This is a genomic window from Porphyromonas somerae DSM 23386 (genome assembly GCF_000372405.1).
GTDB classification, from domain to species: domain Bacteria; phylum Bacteroidota; class Bacteroidia; order Bacteroidales; family Porphyromonadaceae; genus Porphyromonas_A; species Porphyromonas_A somerae.
This window is the reverse complement of the sequence record NZ_AQVC01000037.1, coordinates 1-25,054: the sequence shown is the minus strand read 5'-3', so window position 1 is coordinate 25,054 and position 25,054 is coordinate 1. Positions and strand designations below refer to the sequence as shown.

Here is a 25,054-nt window from a genome sequence, read left to right as displayed (position 1 = left end):
ATTTTGGTGTCGTACGCAACCACCATTATGAGTATATCATTAATTCCTTTTCCACAATAGGTAATGCTTCACCATACAACTTGTCTTATGACCTAGATTACCTCACCGATCAATTCATCTCCTCATCATGTGAAATAGGAGATATGAAGGAGATCGTCAACGAGATTGATGTGTAATAATCTCCTTTATCTCCTGAATCATTAACGGTCTAGCAACTACCAGGTGTAGCAAAAGGAAAAGAAGAGACCGCTCAAAGCCAATGTATTAGGCTCTGAGCGGTCTCTTTTGTGGAGATGGAGGAATTCGAGCCCTCGTCCAAACACGGAACTAATCCGCTTTCTACACATTTAGCTTTGCTTTGGTTGTCGGCAGTTACCTAGATTCTGCATGCTGAGTGAGGGGTAAAAATGAAGAGTGAGATTTCTTGCAGTTTCTCATCCTTTGTCGTTAGAAATCTTGACTTTACTTTATACCAACTCATTGAATAACAATGACTAACGTCATATTATAGCATAGAAAATATACAGGTAATTTCTGAGAGAGCACAGCGTTTTGGCGGATGACATTTCATTTTACAGTTTAAGGTGTACAAAAAGACTCATAAGCTGTGCGATAAGGAGCTGGGAGTAAGATGCAGTTCAGGTGGTGGGTACTCTTATTCGGAGGTAATTAATGCCCTGTTTCTCAGAATTTATGTGGAGGCACAAGTATTGAAGACATTAACCACTTAGTCCTCAAATTATCTCAATGCCCCCCAAAAAGGCTCCAAGTGCGAATAGTGTACTTCGGACACTTAAGAAACTTTCGGTTGATGACGAACTAGTGAAAGCGAAGGGATCTGGGATTGACTACACATTCAACCGCAATTCAAAGCTGAACGAACTCTTGATAAAAGGGACTATTGAAGCAGGGCTATTGGAGCGTGGCAATGCCTGCGACTTCGATTACAAAACTAGATTATCTAGACAAGGAAACGAGACTCTGCATGAATCTATAAGGACGTAAAAGGGTATACGTCCGGCATTGTCTTTTCAATGGTCATTCCATAAGCATTAAAGGTCGTGGCGGAAATGTCCCTGTGATTTTTGATCAATCGAGGGCTCTTCGACTAACCTGTGAAGCACTTTTAAGGAGGGTGTCAAGGTGAGGAGTTCCAATAAGCGTAGTGTTTACACAAATGAAAGCTATGAACTCATCGCAAAGAGATAAATAGAAAATACGCAGACTTCCATATAGAGCCTTTGGTCTGTCAAATAGTCGGAATACAAGAAAAAACAATCAATAAGTACCCGACTAAAGCAATAAAAACTCAGCCTGCGGAATTGAGGGAGTTCTTGAAGGTATGGGTATCTCACCCATTCTAGCTATATTTGCGTTGCATTATGAGTTAGAGACAATAATCTTACGCATACATTCAAAAAAGATTACATAGTTAGTGGCTACAATAGCAGAGAAACAACTGAGCAGCAAAGCGTATTACATAGCTTTCTGCGTTGCATTATTACCGATATTACTGTTGCGTGATTTTACACCTTCAAACGAACTGAGGTACCTCAGTATCGCTGATGAGGCGTTGCGGAATGGCACTTTCTTCACGTTTTACAATCATGGTCTTCCCTATGCCGATAAACCTCCGCTTTACTTCTGGTGGATCATGCTGGGGAAATGGCTCTTCGGAACGCATCAGATGTGGTTCCTAACCTTAGCATCAATGGTTCCGGCACTGATCACCACTCGGGTGATGGAGCGGTGGGTGGCACCCGAGACTGACGAAGATACGGGCAAAATAGCTCGTATGCTACTGCTGACGGGTGGGCTCTTTACTGGAATGGTGGTGACACTACGAATGGATATGCTAATGTGTATGTTCATCGTGTTGTCGCTCCGCACATTCTATACGATGTCGACCTCTGCAGAGATTCCCAAACGGGAAGGGTGGCTTTTTCCCCTCTATATTTTTCTAGCAGTGTTCAGCAAAGGACCCTTTGGACTACTCATTCCACTACTTTCGACTGTAGTTTATCTCCTCATTACGGGGCGTATCAGAGAGATGGGTCGCTACTGGGGGTGGCGTACGTGGGTGGTACTGGTGCTCCTATTTGTGGCATGGTTTGGCTGTGTCTATGCCGAGGGAGGCATGGAGTATCTCAATAACTTGGTATTCCACCAGACGATAGACCGTGCTGTAGACGCCTTTCACCACAAAGAGCCTTTTTACTACTATGGTCTCTCTATTTGGTATTCTATCGCACCTTGGTCCCTACTGCTGATTCCTTTGATGTTGGTGGGAGCTTTCAAGGGTGGCTTAAAGAGGGATCTAGAGCGGTTCTTTTTTGTAGTGTTTCTCACTACTTTTATCTTGCTTTCTTGTGTCAGCTCTAAGCTACAGGTCTACCTATTGCCTGCTTTCCCTTTTGTGATCTACCTAGGGGTGCTCAATCTTTCAAGGTTTAGTGGGCAACTATGGGTGCGGCTATTATTTATCATCACGGCTACTATTTTTATTTCGGCACTTCCTCTGGTATGCTACTTTGCTCTGTATAATGCCGACACTGCCTTCCTCGATCACGCACTCATTTACTTTGCCGCTGCCATCATGACGCAAGGTGGGGTGGTCGCACTGAGGAACGCCTTTAAAGCACAAGGAAGCATAGAATCTGGATTGTGCACCCTAGTATATTCCCTTACTTGTACTATCTTCTTGGCGGGTTGGGCACTGCCTTCAATCAATCCGTGGATAGGATACGGAGCCTTGTGCCAAGAAGCGAAGGAAATGGCGAAGGAGGTGGGAGCGGAGCAATATATTGCTTATGGAATGCATCGACCCGAAAATATGGATGCGTACCTTGAGCAACCAATTGTGATAGTGGAGAAAGAGGACGTGGAGACTATTTATACACTTCCTAATGCTGTGGTGATAATGCCTGCTAATTATCTAGAAGAGCTGGGAAATGTGGAAGCAGAGGTCGTGGGACCCTATGCGATCATTAGATCGGACGAACTGCAGCAGAATAGTAAATTAGATTGAGAAATAGAATGAGTGTAAATAAAACATCGGAATACGAACTGACCATCATTGTGCCAGTTTTTAATGAGGAGAGTAATATCTATCCGCTTGAAGGAAGGCTCTCAGCTTTTTTACCTGAGGCACTCTGCAAGAGCTGTGTGCTATTTGTGGATGATGGGTCTAAGGATGGCAGCTTGGGGCGGATTCAGGAGGTTTGTGCCCGGCAGAGTGGCTTCTATTATCTAGCACTAGCAAAAAACAGCGGCTTGAGTGCTGCACTAAAGGCGGGTATTGATGCAGCTCAATCAACGTATGTGGGCTATATGGATGCGGATCTACAAACGGCTCCAGAGGATTTTAATCTCCTCCTCCCCTATCGTGAGGAGTATCAGCTGGTGACAGGTATACGGGCTAATCGTAAGGATACGGCATTCAAAAGGTTTCAGTCTCGTTTTGCCAATGGTTTTCGTAACATGATGACGCACGATGGCATGCAGGATACGGGGTGTCCACTAAAGATTATGCAGAGCGACTACGCTAAGCGGATCCCTTTTTTCACTGGGATGCATCGATTTCTCCCTGCCCTTATCCTCCTTCAGGAGGGAAAAATAAAGCAGTTACCTGTGCGTCACTTTCCTCGACTGCATGGGGAGTCAAAGTATCACCTTTGGAACCGTCTGTGGGGACCATTTATGGATTGCTTCGCTTATCGCTGGATGAAGAAGCGCTATATCAATTATAAGGTTTCGGAGGGCAATTTTCAGTAACCTGCTTATGACAAATGAGTAGTAATATTGCCATACTTTCGATCGGCTTCCTTGCCCAAGCTTTTTTCTCGGCACGCACGTTGGTGCAGTGGATCCTATCGGAAAAAGCGAAAAAGGTGCTCTCGCCCACTATTTTCTGGGTGCTGAGCCTATTGGGGGCCTATCTTCTCTGCATCTACGGATGGCTCCGAAATGACTTTGCGATCATTCTTGGGCAGTTTATCTCTTATTATATCTACCTTGCCAATCTTAAGCTCAAAGGGGTATGGCAACGACTCCCAAAGGTGATAGGATATCTGCTATTGGCAACACCTATTGTAGCGATGGCCTTTGTAGCACAGGATGCCTCTGCCTTTGTCGCTCGCTTTTTGCATAATGAGGAGGTGGCACTCTGGTTGCTAATATTTGGCTCGGTGGGGCAAGTGCTATTTACGCTCCGGTTTGTCTATCAGTGGATCTATTCACAACGGCGAAAGGAGTCGCAGCTACCAGCAGGTTTTTGGATCATTAGCCTGACCGGTTCTCTCCTCATCCTGACCTACGGCATCATCCGAGCAGATGCGGTGTTGATTGTAGGGCAGATGTTTGGTGCAGTGGCCTACGCACGCAATCTTTGGATCATAACGCACGAAAAGAAGAACTCATAAGGAAATGAAGGTATTAGTGACAGGAGCAGCTGGATTTATTGGGGCTGCATTGGTGAAAGCTCTCGTGACTGAAGGGCATGAAGTAGTGGGCATGGATAATATCAATGATTATTATGCACAATCCATAAAATATGCTCGCTTAACCGATACTGGCATTGACACCTCTACCATCGCTGAGGGTCAATCTGTGATGAGTACCCACTCACCTAGATATCAATTTGTGAAGATGGACCTGACCGATCGTGTAGCGATGGAACAGCTCTTTGCTACTCACCGTTTTGATGCTGTATGTAATCTTGCAGGACAGGCGGGGGTGCGCTATTCAATCGATAATCCTTTCTCCTATGTGGATAGCAATGTCTATGGCTTCCTAAATATCCTTGAAAATTGTCGGCATTATCCGGTGCAGCACTTGGTATATGCCAGCTCAAGCAGTATCTACGGAATGAATGAGCAAATCCCCTACTCCGAAGAGGATAAGACGGATAGCCCGGTTAGTCTCTATGCTGCGACTAAAAAAGCCAATGAATTGATGGCTTTTTCTTATAGTAAACTCTATGGCATTCCAGCTACCGGGCTTCGCTTCTTTACGGTGTATGGTCCGTGGGGGCGGCCGGATATGGCTCCTTTCTTATTTATGAAGTCAATCCTTGAGGGCAGGCCAATTCGTGTTTTCAATCACGGTAATATGCAACGCGACTTTACCTACATTGATGATATTATCAATGCGGTACTCTTGGTTTTGGCAAAACCATCTTCAGCAGCGGTGCCTCATCGGGTTTACAATATTGGGCACTCTAGCCCTGTGCAGCTAATGGACTTCATAAAAGTGATTGAAGAGGTGACAGGACACCGAGCGATCATGAAGATGGAGGAGATGCAACCTGGCGACGTGACTTGCACTTATGCCGATATAACCCACTTGCAGCACGATTTTGGTTTCGTACCCCGTACCTCTATCCAACAAGGTATCCGCTCCTTCTACCAGTGGTACCAAGAGTATACCCACCTATTCAAGTCCATTTAATAAGGTGATTTCCCTTGGAAAGAGGCATCTCTGATGGCTTTGAATTCAGACGTATCGCTCCAAGCGGGGAAAGTGCTCTCATTAGAGAGCTGCCACCCAATCTTGAAGAATAGCTGGGCGTCCTCTACATTGCCAGAGAGGTCGGCCGTCTGCATGTCAAATTCATCTGCCGGTTTATGGTAGGCCGTCTCCCAGTAGTGTGCTATCTGTGCTTTTGCCCACTCTTTACCGTGCTCTCGGCTCTCCTGCCACCCTTTTATAAAGAGGGAAGGGATGCCTACTTTGGCAAAACTAAAGTGATCTGAGCGGTAGTACATCCCATTTTCGGGGAAGGGCTCTGGGGCAATGTACCGGTCTTGTTCTTTCGCAAAACGCTCGGCATAAGCATCAAGTTCCGATTGGCCGAAGCCAGTGATAGTAACATCTCTCATCCGCCCCATTGGGAGGGGTAGCTCATAATTAAGGTTGGCAACTGTCTTATTTGGTGGAAAGAGGGGGTTGAGGGCGTAGAAGAGCGATCCTTGCATACCTGTTTCTTCGGCGGTTGGGGCAAGGAATACCACCGTCCGCTCTGGTTGTGGTGCTTGGGCAAAAGCTTTGGCCGTCTCCAGCATACAAGCAACGGCAAGGGCATTATCGGCCGCACCATTGTATATGGAGTCGCCATTCTCTGGCACACCAATTCCAAAGTGATCCCAATGAGCGGAGTAGACGATGCACTCATCCTTCCTACTTTTTCCCTCAATAATGCCTACGACATTGTGCGTGATATCCTGCTTTAGGTCGTTCTGAATAGTGAGACTCATATGGGTATTTAGGGAAAAGGCTTTGAACGATGGATCCAGCGCATCCTTTTTAGCCTGTGCAAAGTCCAAGCCATTGTATTCAAACATCTTTTGGCACGCCTCTTCGGTAATCCATCCAGTGAGAGCACACTGATCCATATTGTTATTCTCCGTCAGTAGGTAAAGGTTGGTACCCGAGGTATTGGAGAGGGAAGCCCAGGGATATCCAGCTGCAGCGGTTTCGTGAATGACCAGCACGCCCTTAGCTCCATGACGAGCTGCTTCCTCATATTTATACGGCCATCGACCGTAATAGGTCATTGCCTTTCCATTGAAAAGCGAAGGGTTTTGGGTGGCAAATCCAGGGTCATTGACCAGAACAAGCACCACCTTATCCCGCACATCAATATCGGCAAAGTCGTTCCATCCATACTCGGGTGCCACAATGCCATAGCCTGCGAATACCACTTCTGCCTCTTGGATTTCTACCCGATCAGTGATGTGAGGGGTTTTGGCAAGATAGTCTTTGCCATTGTAAAGTGTCAGAGAACCTTTAGGCAGGTTCAGTGTGATGGTAGGGCTTGGGTGGTAGGTCATCCCCACCATTGGCACTTCCTGCAGATAGCTGCCATTGTAGGGGGCTTTGAGACCAATCTTTTCATACTCTTTGGCAAGATACTCAATGGTCTTTCTTTCCCCTTCAGTAAAAGGTTTACGCCCTTGAAATTCATCTGATGCTAGCACCTTTACATGTTCAGCTAGCGTCTCGACACAAATACTCTTTTCAGCAAGTAACACCTGCTGTTCTCTGCTGCTACACGCTGCTATCAAAGGAATTACTAGGAGGATACTCCACTTTACCACACTTACGTTCATAATGTGTATTATCTTAATTGTTATGCACGTGACCCAAGTCTCTGACTCACTTATCAGCAAGGTACACAAAATTGAGAAACCAACTCCCTTTTTTTTTGCAAACGACTACTTTCTTTTGAATGATTCATCTCTTATCTTAATGTTGAAGTTCTCTTCGGCAACATTAATCAATTCTTCCAACGCTTCATTCCAAACAGTCTGCCTAAAGAGTTGCTCCTCCAGCTCTCGCTTCCTCTTCATCAATTCAGCTATGGTCTTCTCATTTTCTTCACCTCTGCTCTGCTTACTCAAACGGTCCTTGCCACGTTGTAGGCGCCCACCTTGCTGTTTCTTTCTCATAGCTTCCATCTCCACATTACTTTTATTTCAAATCCATAAAAACGTGATTGAGTCGTCTTTAATAGGGGGTGCCTTAGACTGGTTTGGAGTAGATCTTACCACCTTCACTCTGGAGAGGGTCAAGACGAGAAGCGACATAACGAAGAAGCGGGGAGCCTGGAGTCGCCATACGCACTTCATCATCAGAGAGTAAAATCAAGCCATCTAGTGCCATCGCCTCCATCTCTTTTTCATTAAAAGCAGTTGCCCCCTTCACCTCTTCTGGAGTTAGTTGAAGTCTTTGGGCAAGGTCGCTCCACGAGATGCACTCATTGCACATAAAGGTGGTGATCACCTCTCGAATAATTCTTTGTTCCCTAGTAAGCAACAGACCACGATCAATAGGTAGGTGACCCGACTTGATGGTCTTAAGGTAAGTAGGAATATCCTTGGTATTCTGCACATATGCCGAAGTAAGCTGTGAGATAGCCGACACTCCAAAAGCATAGACCTGCCCTGTGGTACGACGTGTGCAGTACCCCTGGAAATTGCGGTGTAGTGTTCGTGCCACCGCTGCTTGGTGAAGCTCATCCGAAGGAAGGACAAAGTGATCCAATCCTATCTGTAGATAGCCACTATCTAGGAGCAGTTTCCTAGCACGCTGATACATCTCCTCCTTCACCTCCGAAGAGGGTAGTCCCTTCTGCTCCAAGATCTTTTGGGCAGGGAACATTGATGGGACGTGTGCATACGAAAAGGTGACTAGCCGACTAGGGTGCAAAGCAATGGCTCGCTTGATGGTCTCCTCAAAACTCTCCACCGTCTGTAGTGGCAAGCCATAGATAAAATCCAGATTAAGGGGCACTCCATAGCCCGACATAATCCTTTGCACCTCCTCTATCGGAAGGAGGGGTGGCATGCGATGAACCGCCTTAAGCACCTCAGGATTAAAGTCCTGCACCCCCAAGCTCACCCTTGTAAAGCCAAGAGAAAGCAATGCCCCATACCCCTCACGCGTCAAGTGACCAGGATGGCACTCAATAGCGATCTCTGGCTTTTCAATCACCGAAAAGCGAGAGGTCAATCTATCAATTACCTTACCCAAGAGCCTTGGATCCGCAAGGCTCGGACTCCCTCCGCCAAAGTGTATCTGTGCAATATTACGAGAGCTATCAATTCGCTCAATCACCCTATCTATCTCACTCAGCACCGCCTCAAAGTAGACATCGTCATCCTCCTCCTTACTTCTCAGGTAAGAATTACAGCCACAATAAAAACACTTCTGTTCACAGTAAGGGAAGTGGATATAAAAAGAGAGAAGCGACGGCACCTCATCATTAGACTGCTCCACAGCCTCTAAGAAATCTCGCTCTCCGACACCAGCATGAAAGAAATTGGCAGGGGGATAACTAGTATACCTCGGAACAGGACGATTGTACTTATCTAATAGCGGATTCATCTATTACTTTCTTTGGATTGTAAAACCATATATATAGCGTTGTGAGTAGCCCCATTACTAATGAAAGGGTAAATAGACCTTGGTACCCAGTCACATCGGCTACACGGGCAAAGGAGATAGAGAAGAGCATAGAGCTCAAGTGAGTCACCACGATTTGGAGAGTAAAATCAGTCCCCTCCCTACCCGATCGCACCAAGTCCATACTAGTAGTATAGACCAAAGTGGAAGCCATCCCGTAAGTAAGCCATACCGACCCAATAGCCACAAATATAAAGGGGGTATGCTGTCCAAGGAGACCTCCATTATAGGTGATTAAAAAGAGCGTAGCGGTACCCACAATCAGTAGCGACACAAGTCGCCTCATCCACTTTCGGCCCAGATACTTCACCCCGAGACCCGATAAAAAAGAGCCTAGAATACCCATAGCGGTACCACAGATACCCACGATAAAACCAATCTCCTTCATCTCATATCCAAAGTCCACCATCATAGGGCGAAGGTTGGAAAGCAGACCGATGATACCAGTGTAAAAAAGGAGTAGAAAAATGACATGCTTGTAGATCCCCTTCTGCGTGAAGAAGGTGAGCATATCCTTAGGTCGTGCTATAGGACGCTCCTTTTCGGCTGTTGGTTGGAGCTCAATTCCCTTATTCTGCAAAAGTGGGATCAGGGCAACTAAAACAAAGAGCGCCACCCAAGGCAACATATGGTGCCACCCAAGCTTGTGAAAGAGCACCAATAACACCCCACTCCCCACCATACTACCGGCAAAGGAGCCCATCGACTGCATGCTATTAATCAATCCACGATCACTAGGGAGAAAAGAGCGAGCCGCCAGCGCATCGGTAGCAATATCTTGAGTCGCCGACATCAGGAAAGCAATAAAAATCAACCCTATGACCAAGATTGGAGTAGTATCCAATTTAAGAAGTGCCACTACTAAAATAATCAAAGCATAGAGTATCTCCGAGACCACAATCCACCGCTTGTAGTCCAGCACCTCCTTAGTATGCCGGTCCACCAATGGCGACCAAAGGAATTTAATAATCCACGGAATCTTAATCAGCTTAATGAGCGCAATAGCGGTGAGCGAATAAGCTCCTTGCCGCATAAGTATTGGTAATACTGCGGCAAAGAAGCTCATCGGCACCGACTGTGCAATGTAGAGCGAAAAGAAGGTGAATAGGTTGTAAGTCTTTTGGCGCCCCATTTAGCTTTAGAAGTTGAGTTCCACAGTCACCCCAGCTTTGAGAGGTGCTCCAGGCTTACCCATATTCCTACCACTTTGGGTATAGAAGTAGCCTAAGTAGTAGCTATTCAATAGGTTGGTACCCCAAAGTGTACAAGTAAATCCAGCACGCTTAAAAGATAGAGAAGCATCTAGGAGCTGGTAGAAGTCCTGCTTTACCTTATTATCCTCATGCCAATACATATCACCGATACCTCTATAACCGAGGTGGATAGTAGCACTATCTAGCAACTGACCCTTGAAAGGAATCTGATATTGCGTATTCACTGCCAATGTATGCTCTGGCACAAAGGGGAGATATTTACCCCCAAAGTCAATCCCCTTATCCGTTACATAGTCAGTAAACTTCGCATTAGTAAAACCGTATGAAGCCGAGAGCCCCCATTGCTTAGTCAGCTGAGCATCCAGTGCAGCCTCCAGACCGATACTTCTAGAAGCACCTGCGTTATAGGTAACCTGGCCTGTTACAGGAATTATTTTACTCAGTTGTTTATCTCGCGTTGTCACCGCAAAGGCCACCAACTCTGTCGTCAATCTACCAGGAATGATCTCACCCTTAGCACCGACCTCATAATTCCAACTATGCTCGGCATCGTAAGAGCGATTTTCAGTACCCACATAGACAGTATTGAAGCCTCCCGTCACATACCCCTTAGTTACTGTAGCATAGACCTGAAAGTCTGGCACTATAAAGTACTGAAAAGAGACCTTAGGACTTACTTGGACGAAAGGAAGGGAATTATCACTCTCCGACTTCTTGCCATTTTTATCCTCCGAATAGGCTAGTCGGCTTTTCTCGTAATCAACACGGACACCCGCTTCTATCTTAAACTCCTCCGAAAGAGAGAACTTACTCTGGTGATAAAGTGCTACGCCCCAAGTAAATTGGTCATTCAAACGCTTGATAAGCACCGACTTAGGCTTATTGATCGTCACATCCACATCCCTATTGATCTGCTGTTCAAATGCAAAAAGGCCAAAGCTCCAATTATACCAACCCTCATTTTTACCAATCATAGAGAGCTCCTGTGAGAAGAGACGCTGCTTCTCCTTTTGTAAAGCATAGTAAAGGTCTTTAGGTGAACCATCTTGATCCACATCATAGCTTGCATTCACGATATGCGAAGAGAGCTGTCCTTTGAGCAAAAACTTATCGCTGTGGTAGGACGCAGAAAGGCCACCATCGTAGATCAGGCGAGTATACTCACTAGGGTGATCCAAACTAATCGTAGGCACCTTCATCGTCTCCATATCTACAGTACCATAGGTAAAGGCACCCTGCTTTACATAGTCTACGCTCTGAGTGAGCCTATAGAGTGTATTCTCATTAGGAGAGTACTCCAGCTTGGCATTCACTCCTCCCTTATCGGCTTTATCGGCACTTGAGTCATCAAAACTATTTACGAGATACCCCCCTAGATGCTGATAGTTACCTGCAATAGAGTAAGCCCAGTGCGTACCCACCCGAGCTAGTCGAGACGCATCTACACGCACTTCATTGAAACGACCGTAGCCCACTCTAACTTTATTCCCTTGGTACTTAAATGGTGAACGAGTCTGCATCAAGATCACTCCGCCAATGGCATTTCTACCAAAGGTAGTGCCTTGTGGTCCTCTAAGAAACTCTAGCTGCTCTACGTCGTTTAAGGAGAGATCAAATGTAGACTTTTCAAAGTGAGGAATACCATCCACATACATCACTACCGCTGGCTGTAGCTTTGAGCCAATACCACGCACCAATACCGAAGAGGTATGAGGGGTATCACGATCAATCATAATGAAGTTAGGCACCATTCCAAGCACCTCCTTCACGCTATTGACATTCCTAACCTGTAGTTGCTCAACTCCCAACGAGGTAGAGCTAATCGGTTCAACTCGAAGCTTAGACTGCTCCTTAATCCCCATCACTACTACATCCTCTAGTGAATATTGCATCCACACTGAGTCCAGAGGAGTAGGTCCTGAGATAACCGGTTCATTGGCATAAGTAGTTAAGGACAGCGCACCTAAAGTCGCTGCCAGCATAGAGGATCTAACCCCCAAAAGTTTAGAGCGTTTCATTTTGATTCAATAGTAAGTATAGATTCACTTAATGACTTATAATTCCTCTTAGAATAGTTAAACTTTCGCAAAGGTACCTTTTTTTTAGCAAGTTACACGAGATTATTCGAAAATAGGCTCCAAAACATACATATTGAGAATGTTGCACGAGGTGCCATTCTCGCACCTTTGAAGCAAATGTGTTGATACTTTGCACGAAGGGTGAGATGCAAGGCAACCGTTAGGGTGCCAAGGTACCTAAATAGGCACTGAGGATAAGACCGCAGGGAGCGTACTCACGTACGTGACTGATGGCGAATTCCGAAAGCAACATTATGTACCTTGGCATCCTTACGGAAGCCTAGGCACAGCAGATCGCCTTCGTGCAACTGTCTCATATTGTAAGGAGTAGATACTTAATCTGGTACCAGCTAACCACTAAAAACAAAAATGCGCGATGGTAGACTTTTGCTACCACCGCACATCTGTCTTGCAAGTTATTCGTCCTTATTACTGAGCAATAATTGAGTCAGTAGGACAAGCCTCTGCACAATTACCACAATCAATACAAGTATCGGCATCAATAGAGTAGATATCACCCTCAGAAATTGCCCCTACAGGACACTCGTCAATACAACTTCCACAAGCGATGCATGAGTCTTGAATAAAATGTGCCATAATAAAAATGATTGTTTCTTAATGATTAGTTAATTATTCGCCACAGCAAAGATACCAATAAATAGGTATTCACACATAGTTTTCAAGCAGAAAATACAGTTTTCCCTCATACTTTATGGGTAGAGCCCCTATTTTATAGCCCTCAGTTACCCATATAAATCTGATCTATATATACGGTGTATATGAGTATTGACAGAAAAATCATCAGCTTTACAACACACAAGACGCTGTTTGAGAGAGAAAAACATCAATTACCATTCGACCCCTTGTCTATTGAACCACATTATATTTATAGGACTAAGATGCCATATCTTGCCCTCCATAAAACCCCTATACTAGTAGGGTAAAAGTTGAGATGCAACTAAGCAATCGGCGAGATGCAACTCGGCAAATGCTTAGTTGCAACTCGCCGATTGCTTAGTTGCATCTCAATAAGTGCCTTTGTATAACACTGAATTCCAGTCGGTTGCAAATGAAGCTTCGGGAACCCCATTATTGCTAAATTTTCACCCCGCTTCGCGGCATTTATTTCTAGGAAGTGAGCGTTCCATGGGGATAAGAACAGATCTGGCGCCAAACATGCCCGATAAATAAGAGCCCTCATAGTGCCCACCACTAATAGATAACCACGTGATTTTTTAGGTTGTATAGAGCACCGATCTCAAAATTTATTTATAAGTTTGCTTATCAGTTATGGGGAGAAGGATAGATTACATTTTTTATATGAGTCGTACGAAAGAGCGTTTATATTTGAGGGGTCTTGGTACTGCCCTTGTCACTCCCTTCAAGCAAGATAAAAGTGTAGACTATGACGTACTGGAGCGTCTAGTAGAGCGACAGATAGCGAGTGGTGCCGATTTCTTGGTAATTTTGGGCACTACTGCAGAGACTCCAACCTTGAGCGAGGAGGAGCAAGACAGGATTATCCACACTTGCGCCAAGGTGAATAATGGTAGGGTGCCAATGGTGGTAGGAGTGTCGCATAATGGCACACTAAGGGTGATCGACCGCCTAAGAAGTATGCCTAGGGATGGCGTGGACGCAGTATTGGTGGTATGCCCCTACTACAATAAGCCGTCGCAAGAGGGTCTGTACCAGCACTTCCGGGCGGTATCAGAGGCTTCTCCATTGCCCATTGTGCTCTATAATGTACCAGCTCGCACCTCAGTGAATATGTTGCCTGCCACCACTATTCGGCTAGCTAATGATTGCCCAAATATCATTGGGATTAAAGAGGCGAGCGGCATCGTAGGCCAAATCGATGCTGTATCTAAGCAGCGCCCAAAGGGTTTTTTTGTGCTAGCAGGCGATGATACTATTACTTTCCCTCTTATGACGATGGGTGTGGATGGGGTGATCTCGGTGATTGGCAATGCCTTTCCGCGTGAGTTTGGACGGATGGTGCACTTGATTGAGGAGAAGCAGTATGATAAAGCTCTTAAGATACATCACTTCTTTAAGGAGCTTTTCACCCTCCTTTTTATCGATGGCAACCCAGCTGGGGTGAAGTGTGCCATGGCTGAGCTTGGACTACTGGATGAAAACCTACGGTTGCCTCTTGTGGAGATGCAAAGCCCTAATAGGGAAGCCATGATTCAGCTGATAAGTGACATACGTAGTGATAATTTTTTGAATGAATGTATGGAATAATGCCATTCAGGCATATAGATAATTAGTTTTATGGGAAGAGATAATGGTGCACTGAAGCTGAGACTGATCATCATGAACTTTCTCCAATTTGCAGTTTGGGGAGCATGGTTGATTTCACTAGGTGCTTACTTAGGGGGAACGTTACACTTTACGGGGCTACAGATAGGTAGTTTCTTTGCTACTATGGGAATTGCCTCTATTTTTATGCCCACATTGATGGGTATTGTGGCGGATAAGTGGATTCCAGCGGAGCGACTAATCGCCTTGTGTCATTTATTTGCAGGTGTACTGATGATTTATGCGGCTCAGAGGGTTGATTATGCTGGTCTTTACAGCTTTATCCTCTTGAGTGTCTGCTTTTATATGCCTACTCTTGGGCTCACCAATTCTGTGGCATATAGTAAGTTGGGGGAGGCGAATCTCGACGCCGTGAAGCACTTTCCCCCCATCCGAGTATTCGGCACCATTGGGTTTATTGTGGCGATGCTCATTGTAGATTGGACTGGAGCAAAACTTACTCACGTACAGCTATACATCTCTGCTGGGCTCTCTTTTGCACTGGCACTTTATATGCTTACGTTCAAGCCCACTCCTATTGTAAAGGTAGCAAGCTCTTCTAGTAAAGGACTTGTAGCAAAGCTAGGGCTCGAAGCCTTTAGGCTATTTAAGGAACGAAGGATGGCTGTATTCTTTATATTTAGTATGCTGCTAGGGATCTGCTTGCAGATCACCAACGGCTTTGCCAATGATTACTTGGTGAACCACTTCGGGAGTATGGCAGAGTATGCCGATAGTTTTGGAGTGAAGTACTCGAGTACCCTTATCTCACTATCGCAAATATCTGAAGCACTTTGCATCTTACTCATCCCCTTTTTCCTAAAGCGTTTTGGGATCAAGGTGGTGATGCTGATCAGTCTCTTCGCTTGGGTACTGCGGTTTGGCTTTTTAGGTTTAGGTGACCCAGGGAGCGGGGTTATATTCCTCATTCTCTCGATGCTTGTGTATGGAGTAGCCTTTGATTTTTTCAATATCTCGGGCTCTCTTTACGTAGACCAGAATACCGACATTAGTATTCGTAGCAGCGCTCAGGGGGTATTCCTGATGATGACCAATGGTTTTGGCTCTTTTATTGGATCGTATGTAGCTGGTTGGGTGGTAGATGGATATGGATACCCCAATTCGTGGTTCATCTTTGCCACCTATGCTCTAATTATTACCATTGCGTTTTATTTCTTATTTCATGACAAACCAAAAACAAATAACACCTATGGACAATATGCTTGATCTATTGCGGACACGACGCTCGATCCGAAAATTTGACGCCACAAAGGAGGTGCCCCATGAGACGTTGGAAAGGATTATTGAGGCGGGTCATATAGCCCCATCGGCATGCAACCGACAACCATGGCATTTTTATCTCATTCGGAGTGAAGAGGCGAGAAAGAAGATTTGGGCATGCTACGATAGGGAATGGGTACAAGGGGCCTATGCCTATGTACTCATCACCGGTGAGGTAGATCAGTGCTGGACCTACCCTGATGGTGTGGGGGATACTTCGCTGTATACCGACTGTGCCATTGCTACTACTAGCATGATGCTTCAGGCATGGTCCGAAGGGGTTGGAACCCTATGGATTTGTAATTTTGACCGCCCTAAGTGCTGCGAGCTTTTTGGCTTAGATGTAAATGTACGCCGTCCTATCAGCATTTTAGCGATAGGCTACCCTGAGGTAGATCCGAATACTCTGCCCTTTAAGAGAAAGGAGCTGGATGAGGTTTTGACCGAGCTCTGATTTTTACACACAAACAACATAAATACTATGAGAACACTTACTCGCTCCGAGGTGGCAGTACTAGAAAAAAATAACTGCCGCTCGGAGCAATGGGAATTGGTAAAGGTCGCAGAGACTTTTGACCCGGAGAGCTGTAGAGATGTACAATTTTCAGGGAGTTGTCAGATCGGCGACTTATCGGGTAGTAGGGTGAATGAGTACGGTATTGCTGTACAGAATGGCATTAGGTCGGCAAGTATTAATGAATGCAAGATCGGCAATGGTGTCTGCATTGATCACGTCCATGATGTTATTTCGAGATACGACATTGGGGACAATGTAACAATTAGCAATGTAAATGTAGTGGCGATGAAGGGAAGCAGCACCTTCGGGATAGGTGTACGTGCTTCTGTTCTGAATGAGACAGGGGGTATGGAGGTGCCAATATCTAGAGATTTAACGGCACAGACTGCCTATATGTTTACGCTAATTGGTCGGCAAGATGGTGCTCTTCGTGGGTCGTTAATTGATTTAGTAGACCAAGAGGCAAGGGAGGCGGAGTCGGAGAGAGGAATCATCGAAGAGAGTGTGTCGATACGTAATTGTGGTTCTATAGTGAATGCCTACATAGGGGCACACGCTAAGGTGGAAGGTGCGACATTTCTTGAAAACTGTAGTCTCTGCAGCTCTGCAGAACACCCTATCGAGATTGGGTACAATGTGATGGGGCGTGACTTTGTGGCCTCCCTGGGTGCGAAGATAGGCGGAAGCTCTATTATTGAGCGCTGCTTCATAGGGCAATCTTGCCACATAGATCATCTATTCTCGGCACACGACTCGCTGATTTTTGCCAATTGCAATTTGGAGAATGGAGAGGCATGCGCTATTTTTGCTGGTCCATTTACCGTTTCTAGCCATAAGAGTAGCTTGCTGATTGCAGGTCACTTTTCATTTCTTAATGCCGGAAGTGGTTCTAACCAAAGTAACCACCTTTATAAGCTGGGGCCGATCCACCAAGGCGTTGTAGAGCGTGGGTCTAAAACTAGCTCGGACTCTTATATCTTATGGCCATCGAGGATCGGGGCATTCACCCTGATTATGGGTCGACACGTACATAATGTAGATACCACTGACTTCCCTTTTAGTTACTTATTGGAGGATGACAATAGGAGTTACTTAGTGCCAGGCCGCAACCTGCTAAGTGTGGGGACTATGAGAGATGCCAAGAAGTGGCCAGCACGTGATAAACGACCTGAGACTATTCGCCCTGATTGTATCAACTACAACCTTCTGAGCCCATTTACTATAGGAAAGATGGAGCGCGCATATAACAAGCTACTTTCGCTGAAGAAGTTTCTAGGTGGGCACGAGCACGTCTATGTCTACTACAATCTCTTCATCAAACCTAGCAGCCTAGAGAAGGGGCTAGAGATCTATAAATGGGGAATTGAAAAGTTTATTGGCAACTCTTTGATTCAAAGGATTCAGAATAAGTTTGGCAATGAGGCAATCACTTCAGAACAGAAACTACTAGAGGTTCTTATACCGGACCATTCTTTTGGAAAAGGTGAATGGATTGATGCCAGTGGTATGATTGCTCCGCTTGGGTGCATTCAAGAAATCATGGGGGAAATTAAAGGGAAGCAACTGAAGTCGCTCCCCGAGATTAACCATAGGATCCGAGGTTTACACAAGATGTACTATGAGTATGAGTGGGATTGGAGCTTCGATCTGCTTTGTCGTTGGTACGATATTAATGAGGATCATCCACTAACCATTGAGCTTATTCGCTCGATACTTAAGGACTGGATTGATGCTGTATTAGCGATTGATGATGCATTGCTGAATGATGCGCATAAGGAGTACAACATCATCGGTCGTGTCAATTTCGGAGTGAAGAATTCGGATATGCAGACGACTACCTATACCGAACAGATTGAGGCAGAATATGCGGAAAATCCTATCGTATTATCCGTACTTGAGCATATCTCACGAAAAAAGGAATTGTATGCAACCACCCTAGAACAATTAAATGGAATACTTTGTTAAAATATAGGGCAGAGCGAAAAAGCACAGCAAATCTTTCAGAATGCCAATTAAAAATGGTACCTTTGCAGTCCATTGATATGATTGATAGTCAATGGGAAGGCATTTATAAGCATTCCAATAAGTTTATAACGAACTAGAAAGATATATAAAGATATGACTAAAGCAGAACTTGTAGCCGAGATCTCGAGAAAGACAGGTCTCGAGAAAAAGCAAGTCATGGACACTGTAGAAGCATTGATGGATGTAGTGAGTACAAGCCTAGCATCTGGTGAACCCGTATACCTCCGTGGGTTTGGTAGCTTTATTATTAAGCAACGTGCTGCGAAAACCGCTAGAAACATTACTCAAAATACGACAATCCAATTGCCTCCACGTAAGGTGCCAGCATTCAAGCCCTCTAAGTCATTGACTGTAAAAGTAGATAAGAAGAACGCCTAAATTACTGGTTTAGGTAAGTAGATAATAACTAATATAAACATTTGTATTATGCCAAGCGGAAAGAAAAGAAAAAGACATAAGATGGCGACGCACAAGCGTAAAAAGAGACTGCGCAAGAACCGTCATAAGAAGAAGTAATATCGAACGTATTAGTGAGGACTCATTTTGATATACTTCACTAATGGGTGGTTTCTAGTACGAATGCTAAAAGCTTAGTAGTGGGTGGCTAGTAGCCTTCCGATACCAGAAATAATAAGCTCTGGGAGATGTGGCTTTTTCAATCTGAATAGCGACAGCTCTAGGAGCTTATTCCTTTTTTAGGCATTTTGCTAGATATATTTATTAATCATTTATTACCAGATTTCGAGTGAAAAGTGAATTGATCATTGATGTTAGACCCAAGGAGGTCTCCATCGCTGTATTAGAAAACAGCAGATTGGTAGAGCTCCAAAGAGAGAAGCAAAATATTGCTTACTCTGTGGGCGACATATACCTCGGCAAGGTAAAGAAAATTATGCCAGGGCTGAATGCGGCATTTGTAGATATTGGTCATAAGAAGGAGGCCTTTCTTCATTACCGAGATCTAGGTGCTAACTTCAAGACGGCTAAGAGCTTTATCCAAGCTGCGAGGAAGTATGGCAAAAACTTTTCTCCCGAGAGAGTAAAATTGGAAAAGGAGATAGACCGCTCTGGATCTATCGCTGATATGCTTCAGCAAGGCGAGGAGCTGATGGTTCAGGTAACCAAAGAAGCTATCTCCACTAAGGGTCCTAGAATCTCTACCGAGCTATCATACGCTGGTAGGTATCTAGTGCTAATCCCATTTGCTGACAAGGTCTCGGTTTCTCAAAAGATCAGTCAGCCTGAAGAGCGCGTGCGGCTTAAGCAATTGATATTGAGTATCAAGCCAAAGAATGTATCCGTAATCGTTCGCACCTCTGCACAAGGTGTAAAGGTAGCTGAGTTGCACCACGAGCTAAGATCCCTGGTAAAGAAGTGGAGCCTGACAGTCGGAAACCTTAGCCGTGAGCCACAAAACAACCAGCCGCAAGAAGCAAAAGGTGGTAAAAAAGGAGGCAATAACACCCCTGATGTATACATGCTACATCAAGAGAGTAATCGCTTGCTAAGTCTTTTGAGAGATACTTACAACTCCAACTTTAAAGACATTTACATCAATGATAAGTCTCTTGTGCAAGAGACTCAAGATTACATTGAGCTTATTGACCCAGGGCATGGCAATATCGTCAAGCTCTACGAAGGGAAAAGGCCCATATACGACTATTTTGATGTAAGCAAGCAGATTAAGCATTTATTTGGGAAGACTGTTACCTACAAGAGTGGTGCCTACCTAGTGATTGAGCAAACTGAAGCGATGCACGTGGTAGATGTTAATAGCGGGAATAGATCTAGAGGCTCTAAGCAACAAGAGGACACCGCTGTTGATGTCAATCTGTCGGCAGCAGAGGAGATAGCAAGGCAGATGAGATTGCGCGACTTAGGTGGTATTATTATCATAGACTTCATTGACATGGCTCAAGCAGCAAATAGACAGAAGCTTTTTGAGCAAATGAATGAGTATATGAAAAATGACCGAGCCAAGCATACCATTTTACCATTGACCAAGTTCGGTCTCATGCAAATAACCCGTCAGAGGGTTCGCCAAGCAACTCGCATTGAAACAGAGGAGGTCTGCCCAACTTGTCATGGTAAGGGACAAGTTCAGCCCACTCTATTCTTTACTGATGAAGTGGAGAAGATGGTTAACCAGTTGACGAAAGAGGAGGGTGTTAAGAAGTTTAGCATCCATTTACATCCTTTTGTGGCTGCCTACTTAACCAAAAAGAAGGGCTTCTTAGGAGGTTCTATCCTGTCCTCATGGCGTAGCAAATACGGGAAAGGCATAGATATTATCGCCGATGAATCATTAGGAATGCTAGAGTATGAGTTTTATGACTCTGATAAGAATGAGCTTTCCTATATGCTGGATACGGATGATGAGGATCCTAGCCTAGAAGATTAACAGTAAAAAGTTTCCAATTTACTCTTAAGGAGAAAACAATTAAAAGAGAGGTAAGTTCAGACTTACCTCTCTTTTTCAACTCATAGAAAATGTTGCACGAAGTGCCATTCTCGCAAATTTGATTCAAATATGCTGAGACTTTGCACGAAGGATGAGATGCAAGGCGCCCGTAAGGGTGCCAAGGTACCTTAATAGGCACTGAAGATGAGAACGAAGGGAGCGTACTCACGTACGTAACCGAGGCCGAACTCCGAAAGCAACGTAGCAGATCGCCTTCGTGCAACAGTCTCCAAATGGATAGTCTTATCCCGGCATCCAAAATCAGCAACCTCACGCAAGGTATGTTTGTCGGTGCAGTGTCTGACAACTTTGACGAGCGTATTGAGCAGAAGATCTTTCACGCTGAGATAGTGGTGGACTCAGCCAAAGTCTCAGCCGAGATGAAGCAGTACCAACCCATCTCTACAATCGCAGACTTCACCAAAAAAAAGATGGCTCCGACGGTCTCCAAGAAGCCATCGAAGCCAACTATCGCCAAGTCAAACAAGAAGTCCTCGCTTTGGTTGATTTAGAAATTAAAAGATAAAATCTAATTCCAATCTAAATCATTTAATCAAAGAATAAAAATCTTTTCTTCACTTATAACCATATTCCTCCCCTTATCTGACGGCAAAGTTTTTGTATCAAACATCTCCCTTTTTAGTAAGAAGATGTCGTGTATAATCCTCTCCCCAGTTCGGACTGAGTTCACTTTCTGGTTTGAAGACTTTGAATTTCTCTAATGCGTTGTTCAATATTTTTTCTGCAATTTCAAATCCCCCTCCATATGCCTTTGGTGTATATAATACTGATTGGCCTAAAAGCAAATATGCTCTTGGATTCTCAGAATTATCTTTAATAGCTTCATTTATAAAATCAGATGATGCTTTGCCGTCTGTCATCCATCTTTGCTGTGGATCCAAGATGAAGCGAGAAGTCGCGACATAACTTTTTATGCATAAAATCTCACTTCTGTCACCCCCTCTTTCAAGGGCTAAATCAAGTAGTTTATCAGCAGTGTCAGCATATTTTTCTGTTTCTTTGCTGGTATTGAGAGCCTTCATTGCATAGCAGTATGCAGCATAATAATAAGGTAACCATTCCTCCTTTTCAACATTTCCTATTCGTTCAAATTTAGCTCCTAGACTTACAAAATCATCATTTTTTGCTCCAACTGTATCAAGTTCTTCTATCAGAGATAGCATTGTACTAATATACGAAGAAGGCTGTTGAGCCATAAGTAAGCATGTGAATATTGACAACATGCAAAGCAAAGATATTCTCCTTTTCATAAGGTATGTGTTCTAAAAAGTATATAATAAGCATAAAGTTAAGCATTCAAAGTGCTTGTGAGCGACTTTGTTTTACTATGGATACAAAGGTATGAAATACCATCAAATATTCAAAATTAAAGAATAGAATTTACAATCTCTGAGATCCGATCAACTCCAAAATTCAAAAATAAAGACAAAAATATTGCCTGATTGGTGGGATATGAGATGTTATTCAGCTTACCTTCATAATTGAGTTGATACCCAATTATTGTATTGTTATTTAGTATATTCGGAATTGATAATGAAATAACACCCCTCATCTTATTCGTACTAAAAATATAGTTATATGCTATATCCATAGAAAACATTCCTGGAGTTTGTTTCAAAATATTTCTTTCCTTAATTAAAAAAGGTAGTCCAGAACGATATGACAAAGCAACACCAAATTGCGAACTGATTTTTGGCGAATAATACTTTAGGACAAAAGACCCGTTGTGTTTTGCCGCAAAAGTTGGAAGAGCGTTGAAATCACCAAATAAATAATCTCTCTTAGAGTCTAAGTAAGAATATGAAATTGAGTATTCTACACCAGAAATTGATTGTGCATCTTTCCAAAAGAAGTCAACGCCATTTGCGTATCCCGTTCCTTCATTTGTAATTGAATAACCATCAATTATTTGTTTTGCTTTAGTGAGATTATTGTATTTTTTTAGATATGCCTGTATTCGTAATAGTTTCCTATGAGATGATTTAAATTGGTAGGTTAGATTATATTGAACACTATATGATTTACTAGACGGAGTTAAACCATAAATAATAAACGTATTTCCCTTTTGACTGTATCTTCCAATACCTAAAGTAAGGGAGTTGTCATTATCAATGTTATAAGACATGAGGGCTCTAGGCAATATATCCCATTTTTTATAATAGCTTGAATATTCACTACGACATCCAAGATTCAATAAAAATGGGATATGTTTTAAGCTAAAGGTAGATGAAAAATATGTAGCAAAAGTCATATCAGAAAAGTGTTTAAGATTGAATTTTTTAGACTCGTTGAAAAAATCTACACCAGCGTTAAGTCTTAAAGCTCTTAAATTTCTTGTTATTGCAAAATGAACCTGAAAAAGATTTGCACCATTATTTTTTGATGTTGCTATTTCGTCATTAATCAAGAAAGAAGTGTTTTTTATTGTCTTAGAATAGCCTGCTGAAAAATCTAAAACAGAAGAGCTATTTATGTAGTTTTTATAGTTAAACATATTGAATGTTGTCAAGTCACGTAGTTTTGAACCTGACGTTATTTCTTTCTCATCTAAGGTTAGACCTTTATTGTCATAACCTGTAGAAGACAAAAAGGTTATAAAAGAATTGTTTGAAAATTTCTTTTGAAGTCTAAATGTGCCAACTAAACCATTATTATTGCCATGGAATCTCCAATTGTTCTTCAAAAATAATGGATAAAATATTGATGGGTTGGAAAAAGAAACTGCCGCCTCTATATACCCAGTTTTATTAGAAAATAGTTTGCCAGCATTTGTTGTTACATAAATTGGAGAAATACCAAATCCTAGTAAATCACTTTCAGGTATGTCGTCAATTGTAAGCTCTAATGACCCACTCATGGCATTACCATATGCAACAGGAATATCACCAGTGGCAAAATTAATCCCTTTGAATAATCCAACTTCAAAGCGAGATCGTCCAGAAATACTATTTATCCCAGATGTGAAAAAATTGTCAATAGTGATGCCGTTAATTGAAACTACAGTTTCGTCTGAATTACCTCCCCTGACAAAAAAGCCTTCTTTATCTCCAATTTGCTGTAAACCAGGTGTCGCTCTCAAAGCCAATGCTAAATCTCCATTTGAATGAGGATTCGTATATGTATCTAACTTGCTTATACCTAGGCTTTTATTTTTTAAATACCCTATTGAGCTAGAAACAACAACTTCGTCTAATACTGTTATTCGCTCTTCCATTATTATTTCTAATAATGTGTTTTCTACAGGATTAACTACTGATTGAGTTGGCTTATAATTTATGTGGGTAAATAATAAGACAGCATCCGAATGAATCTCCGCTTTAAACGTGAAAAAACCTAATGAATCGGTTATAGATCCATGATATGTGTTTTGTAATTGAACATTTACACCACTAATTGGTTTGTTGTTTCTATCCTTGACTACTCCACTGAAAACTATTTGTCCCATTGCACTACTGCTTATGAACAATGCAAATGTTACAATAAAAAGTATTTTACACCTCATTATATAAAATTCCCATTATGTAGTTAATCATATATATTATCTCCATCCCCCACACTATAAAATGCAGAATCCCTATATTGGAAAAGAAATATGAATGCGTAGATTCAAATTACTAGTGCAATTTACTTATTATTTTCCAACCAGACCGTCATTGGGGTCTTGTACTGGCGTTTTATTCTTGGTCTTGAGTTGATTTTCTGTACATAATTAAGTACTTGCTTATTGGTAATATCTTTGAAGTCCTCATTCTTTTTCAGGTATTGTCTCAGTAGTTTATTTGAGTATTCAATAGTTCCTTTTTGCCAAGAAGAGTAAGGGTCTGCGAAGTAAACTTTAACTCCGAGTTTTTCAGTGATATGCTTGTGGTTGATGAACTCAGAACCGTTATCAGTTGTGATAGATCGTATTTTCCCTTTACAATGAGCGAGCAGCTGTACGACGGTTTTAGAGATTTCCTTTGGGTCCTTTCCCTTCTTCATTTTGCAGGCAAACATTTGACCTGAGTATCTCTCTACGATTGTAAGTATTACGGCCCTACTTTTCGCACTAATAATCGTGTCCATTTCAAAGTCTCCGAATGTTGATCCGTCAGCTTCTGGTGGTCTTTCGTGTATACTCACTCTATCTGGAATAAGCGTCCTACTTCCACTCCCNACGTACCTCTTTCGGTGTTTTAACTGGTGTCGG

The 25,054-nt window shown here is 43.3% G+C and carries 20 protein-coding genes and 1 pseudogene; 12 read left to right on the top strand and 9 right to left on the bottom strand.

The features are described 5' to 3' along the window. Window positions 1–747: 747 nt before the first annotated feature. From A3GK_RS0107590 to A3GK_RS0107570, 5 genes are all read left to right on the top strand, one after another. Entirely contained in the window at window positions 748–1,005 is a 258-nt protein-coding gene (locus A3GK_RS0107590; protein WP_026161795.1) for a hypothetical protein, read from the top strand. A gap of 430 nt (window positions 1,006–1,435) precedes the next feature. Beyond that, the gene (locus A3GK_RS10660) at window positions 1,436–3,028 is read left to right on the top strand and encodes an ArnT family glycosyltransferase (protein WP_051052330.1); all 1,593 of its coding nucleotides are present in this window, start codon (window positions 1,436–1,438) and stop codon (window positions 3,026–3,028) included. An 8-nt stretch (window positions 3,029–3,036) separates the two neighbouring features. Then, window positions 3,037–3,774 carry a glycosyltransferase gene (locus A3GK_RS0107580; RefSeq protein ID WP_018028861.1) on the top strand — a complete coding sequence of 246 codons (738 nt, stop codon included), beginning with the start codon at window positions 3,037–3,039 and terminating at the stop codon, window positions 3,772–3,774. A 14-nt stretch (window positions 3,775–3,788) separates the two neighbouring features. Then, window positions 3,789–4,421: a lipid-A-disaccharide synthase N-terminal domain-containing protein gene (locus A3GK_RS0107575; protein WP_018028860.1), complete on the top strand. Its 633-nt coding sequence runs from the start codon at window positions 3,789–3,791 to the stop codon at window positions 4,419–4,421. Window positions 4,422–4,425: 4 nt separating this feature from the next. Then, window positions 4,426–5,448 (top strand): NAD-dependent epimerase/dehydratase family protein, encoded by a 1,023-nt coding sequence (locus A3GK_RS0107570; RefSeq protein WP_018028859.1) that lies wholly within the window; start codon window positions 4,426–4,428, stop codon window positions 5,446–5,448. Here the strand turns inward: A3GK_RS0107570 and A3GK_RS0107565 are convergent. The 6 genes from A3GK_RS0107565 to A3GK_RS0107540 all read right to left on the bottom strand — a co-directional run bounded on the left by A3GK_RS0107565 (window position 5,445) and on the right by A3GK_RS0107540 (window position 12,853). Continuing rightward, window positions 5,445–7,109, bottom strand: a complete 1,665-nt coding sequence (locus A3GK_RS0107565) for a M28 family metallopeptidase (RefSeq protein ID WP_018028858.1) — start codon at window positions 7,107–7,109, stop codon at window positions 5,445–5,447. The two genes, A3GK_RS0107570 and A3GK_RS0107565, sit on opposite strands and share 4 nt — an antisense overlap. Window positions 7,110–7,214: 105 nt before the next feature. Then, window positions 7,215–7,448 carry a hypothetical protein gene (locus A3GK_RS0107560; RefSeq protein WP_155799469.1) on the bottom strand — a complete coding sequence of 78 codons (234 nt, stop codon included), beginning with the start codon at window positions 7,446–7,448 and terminating at the stop codon, window positions 7,215–7,217. Window positions 7,449–7,521: 73 nt separating this feature from the next. Then, entirely contained in the window at window positions 7,522–8,886 is a 1,365-nt protein-coding gene (hemN, locus tag A3GK_RS0107555; protein WP_018028856.1) for an oxygen-independent coproporphyrinogen III oxidase, read from the bottom strand. After that, window positions 8,867–10,096 carry an MFS transporter gene (locus A3GK_RS0107550; protein ID WP_018028855.1) on the bottom strand — a complete coding sequence of 410 codons (1,230 nt, stop codon included), beginning with the start codon at window positions 10,094–10,096 and terminating at the stop codon, window positions 8,867–8,869. Before A3GK_RS0107550 ends, hemN begins: the two co-directional genes overlap by 20 nt. Before the next feature lie 6 nt (window positions 10,097–10,102). Beyond that, on the bottom strand, window positions 10,103–12,196 hold the full coding sequence (locus tag A3GK_RS0107545; protein ID WP_244860736.1) for a TonB-dependent receptor: 2,094 nt from the start codon (window positions 12,194–12,196) through the stop codon (window positions 10,103–10,105). Window positions 12,197–12,685: 489 nt separating this feature from the next. After that, entirely contained in the window at window positions 12,686–12,853 is a 168-nt protein-coding gene (locus A3GK_RS0107540) for a DUF362 domain-containing protein (protein ID WP_018028853.1), read from the bottom strand. 723 nt (window positions 12,854–13,576) lie between these two features. Here A3GK_RS0107540 and dapA point away from each other — a divergent pair. From dapA to A3GK_RS0107500, 7 genes and pseudogenes are all read left to right on the top strand, one after another. Continuing rightward, a complete protein-coding gene (gene dapA, locus A3GK_RS0107530) occupies window positions 13,577–14,503 on the top strand; it encodes a 4-hydroxy-tetrahydrodipicolinate synthase (protein WP_018028851.1) in 927 nt (308 codons plus the stop codon). 30 nt (window positions 14,504–14,533) lie between these two features. Further along, entirely contained in the window at window positions 14,534–15,787 is a 1,254-nt protein-coding gene (locus A3GK_RS0107525) for a nucleoside permease (protein ID WP_018028850.1), read from the top strand. Next, entirely contained in the window at window positions 15,780–16,295 is a 516-nt protein-coding gene (locus A3GK_RS0107520) for a nitroreductase family protein (protein ID WP_155799468.1), read from the top strand. The genes A3GK_RS0107525 and A3GK_RS0107520 overlap by 8 nt, the downstream gene beginning before the upstream one ends. A gap of 27 nt (window positions 16,296–16,322) precedes the next feature. Then, complete coding sequence (locus tag A3GK_RS0107515; RefSeq protein WP_018028848.1) at window positions 16,323–18,323, top strand: DUF4954 family protein; 2,001 nt, start codon at window positions 16,323–16,325, stop codon at window positions 18,321–18,323. A 153-nt stretch (window positions 18,324–18,476) separates the two neighbouring features. Then, window positions 18,477–18,761: an HU family DNA-binding protein gene (locus A3GK_RS0107510; protein WP_018028847.1), complete on the top strand. Its 285-nt coding sequence runs from the start codon at window positions 18,477–18,479 to the stop codon at window positions 18,759–18,761. A gap of 367 nt (window positions 18,762–19,128) precedes the next feature. Continuing rightward, window positions 19,129–20,784 (top strand): Rne/Rng family ribonuclease, encoded by a 1,656-nt coding sequence (locus tag A3GK_RS0107505; protein WP_018028846.1) that lies wholly within the window; start codon window positions 19,129–19,131, stop codon window positions 20,782–20,784. 182 nt (window positions 20,785–20,966) lie between these two features. Continuing rightward, window positions 20,967–21,408 (top strand): annotated as a pseudogene (locus tag A3GK_RS0107500) (conjugal transfer protein TraG); the annotation flags it as partial. Between the two features lie 59 nt (window positions 21,409–21,467). On the opposite strand, the gene A3GK_RS10655 reads toward A3GK_RS0107500, so the two are convergent. The 3 genes from A3GK_RS10655 to A3GK_RS10650 form a co-directional block, all read right to left on the bottom strand. Continuing rightward, window positions 21,468–22,061: a hypothetical protein gene (locus A3GK_RS10655; protein ID WP_051052328.1), complete on the bottom strand. Its 594-nt coding sequence runs from the start codon at window positions 22,059–22,061 to the stop codon at window positions 21,468–21,470. A 170-nt stretch (window positions 22,062–22,231) separates the two neighbouring features. Next, window positions 22,232–24,310 (bottom strand): TonB-dependent receptor, encoded by a 2,079-nt coding sequence (locus A3GK_RS0107490; RefSeq protein ID WP_018028844.1) that lies wholly within the window; start codon window positions 24,308–24,310, stop codon window positions 22,232–22,234. A 179-nt stretch (window positions 24,311–24,489) separates the two neighbouring features. Next, the coding region (locus A3GK_RS10650; protein ID WP_018028843.1) for an IS30 family transposase at window positions 24,490–25,054 on the bottom strand (565 nt) is incomplete at its 5' end.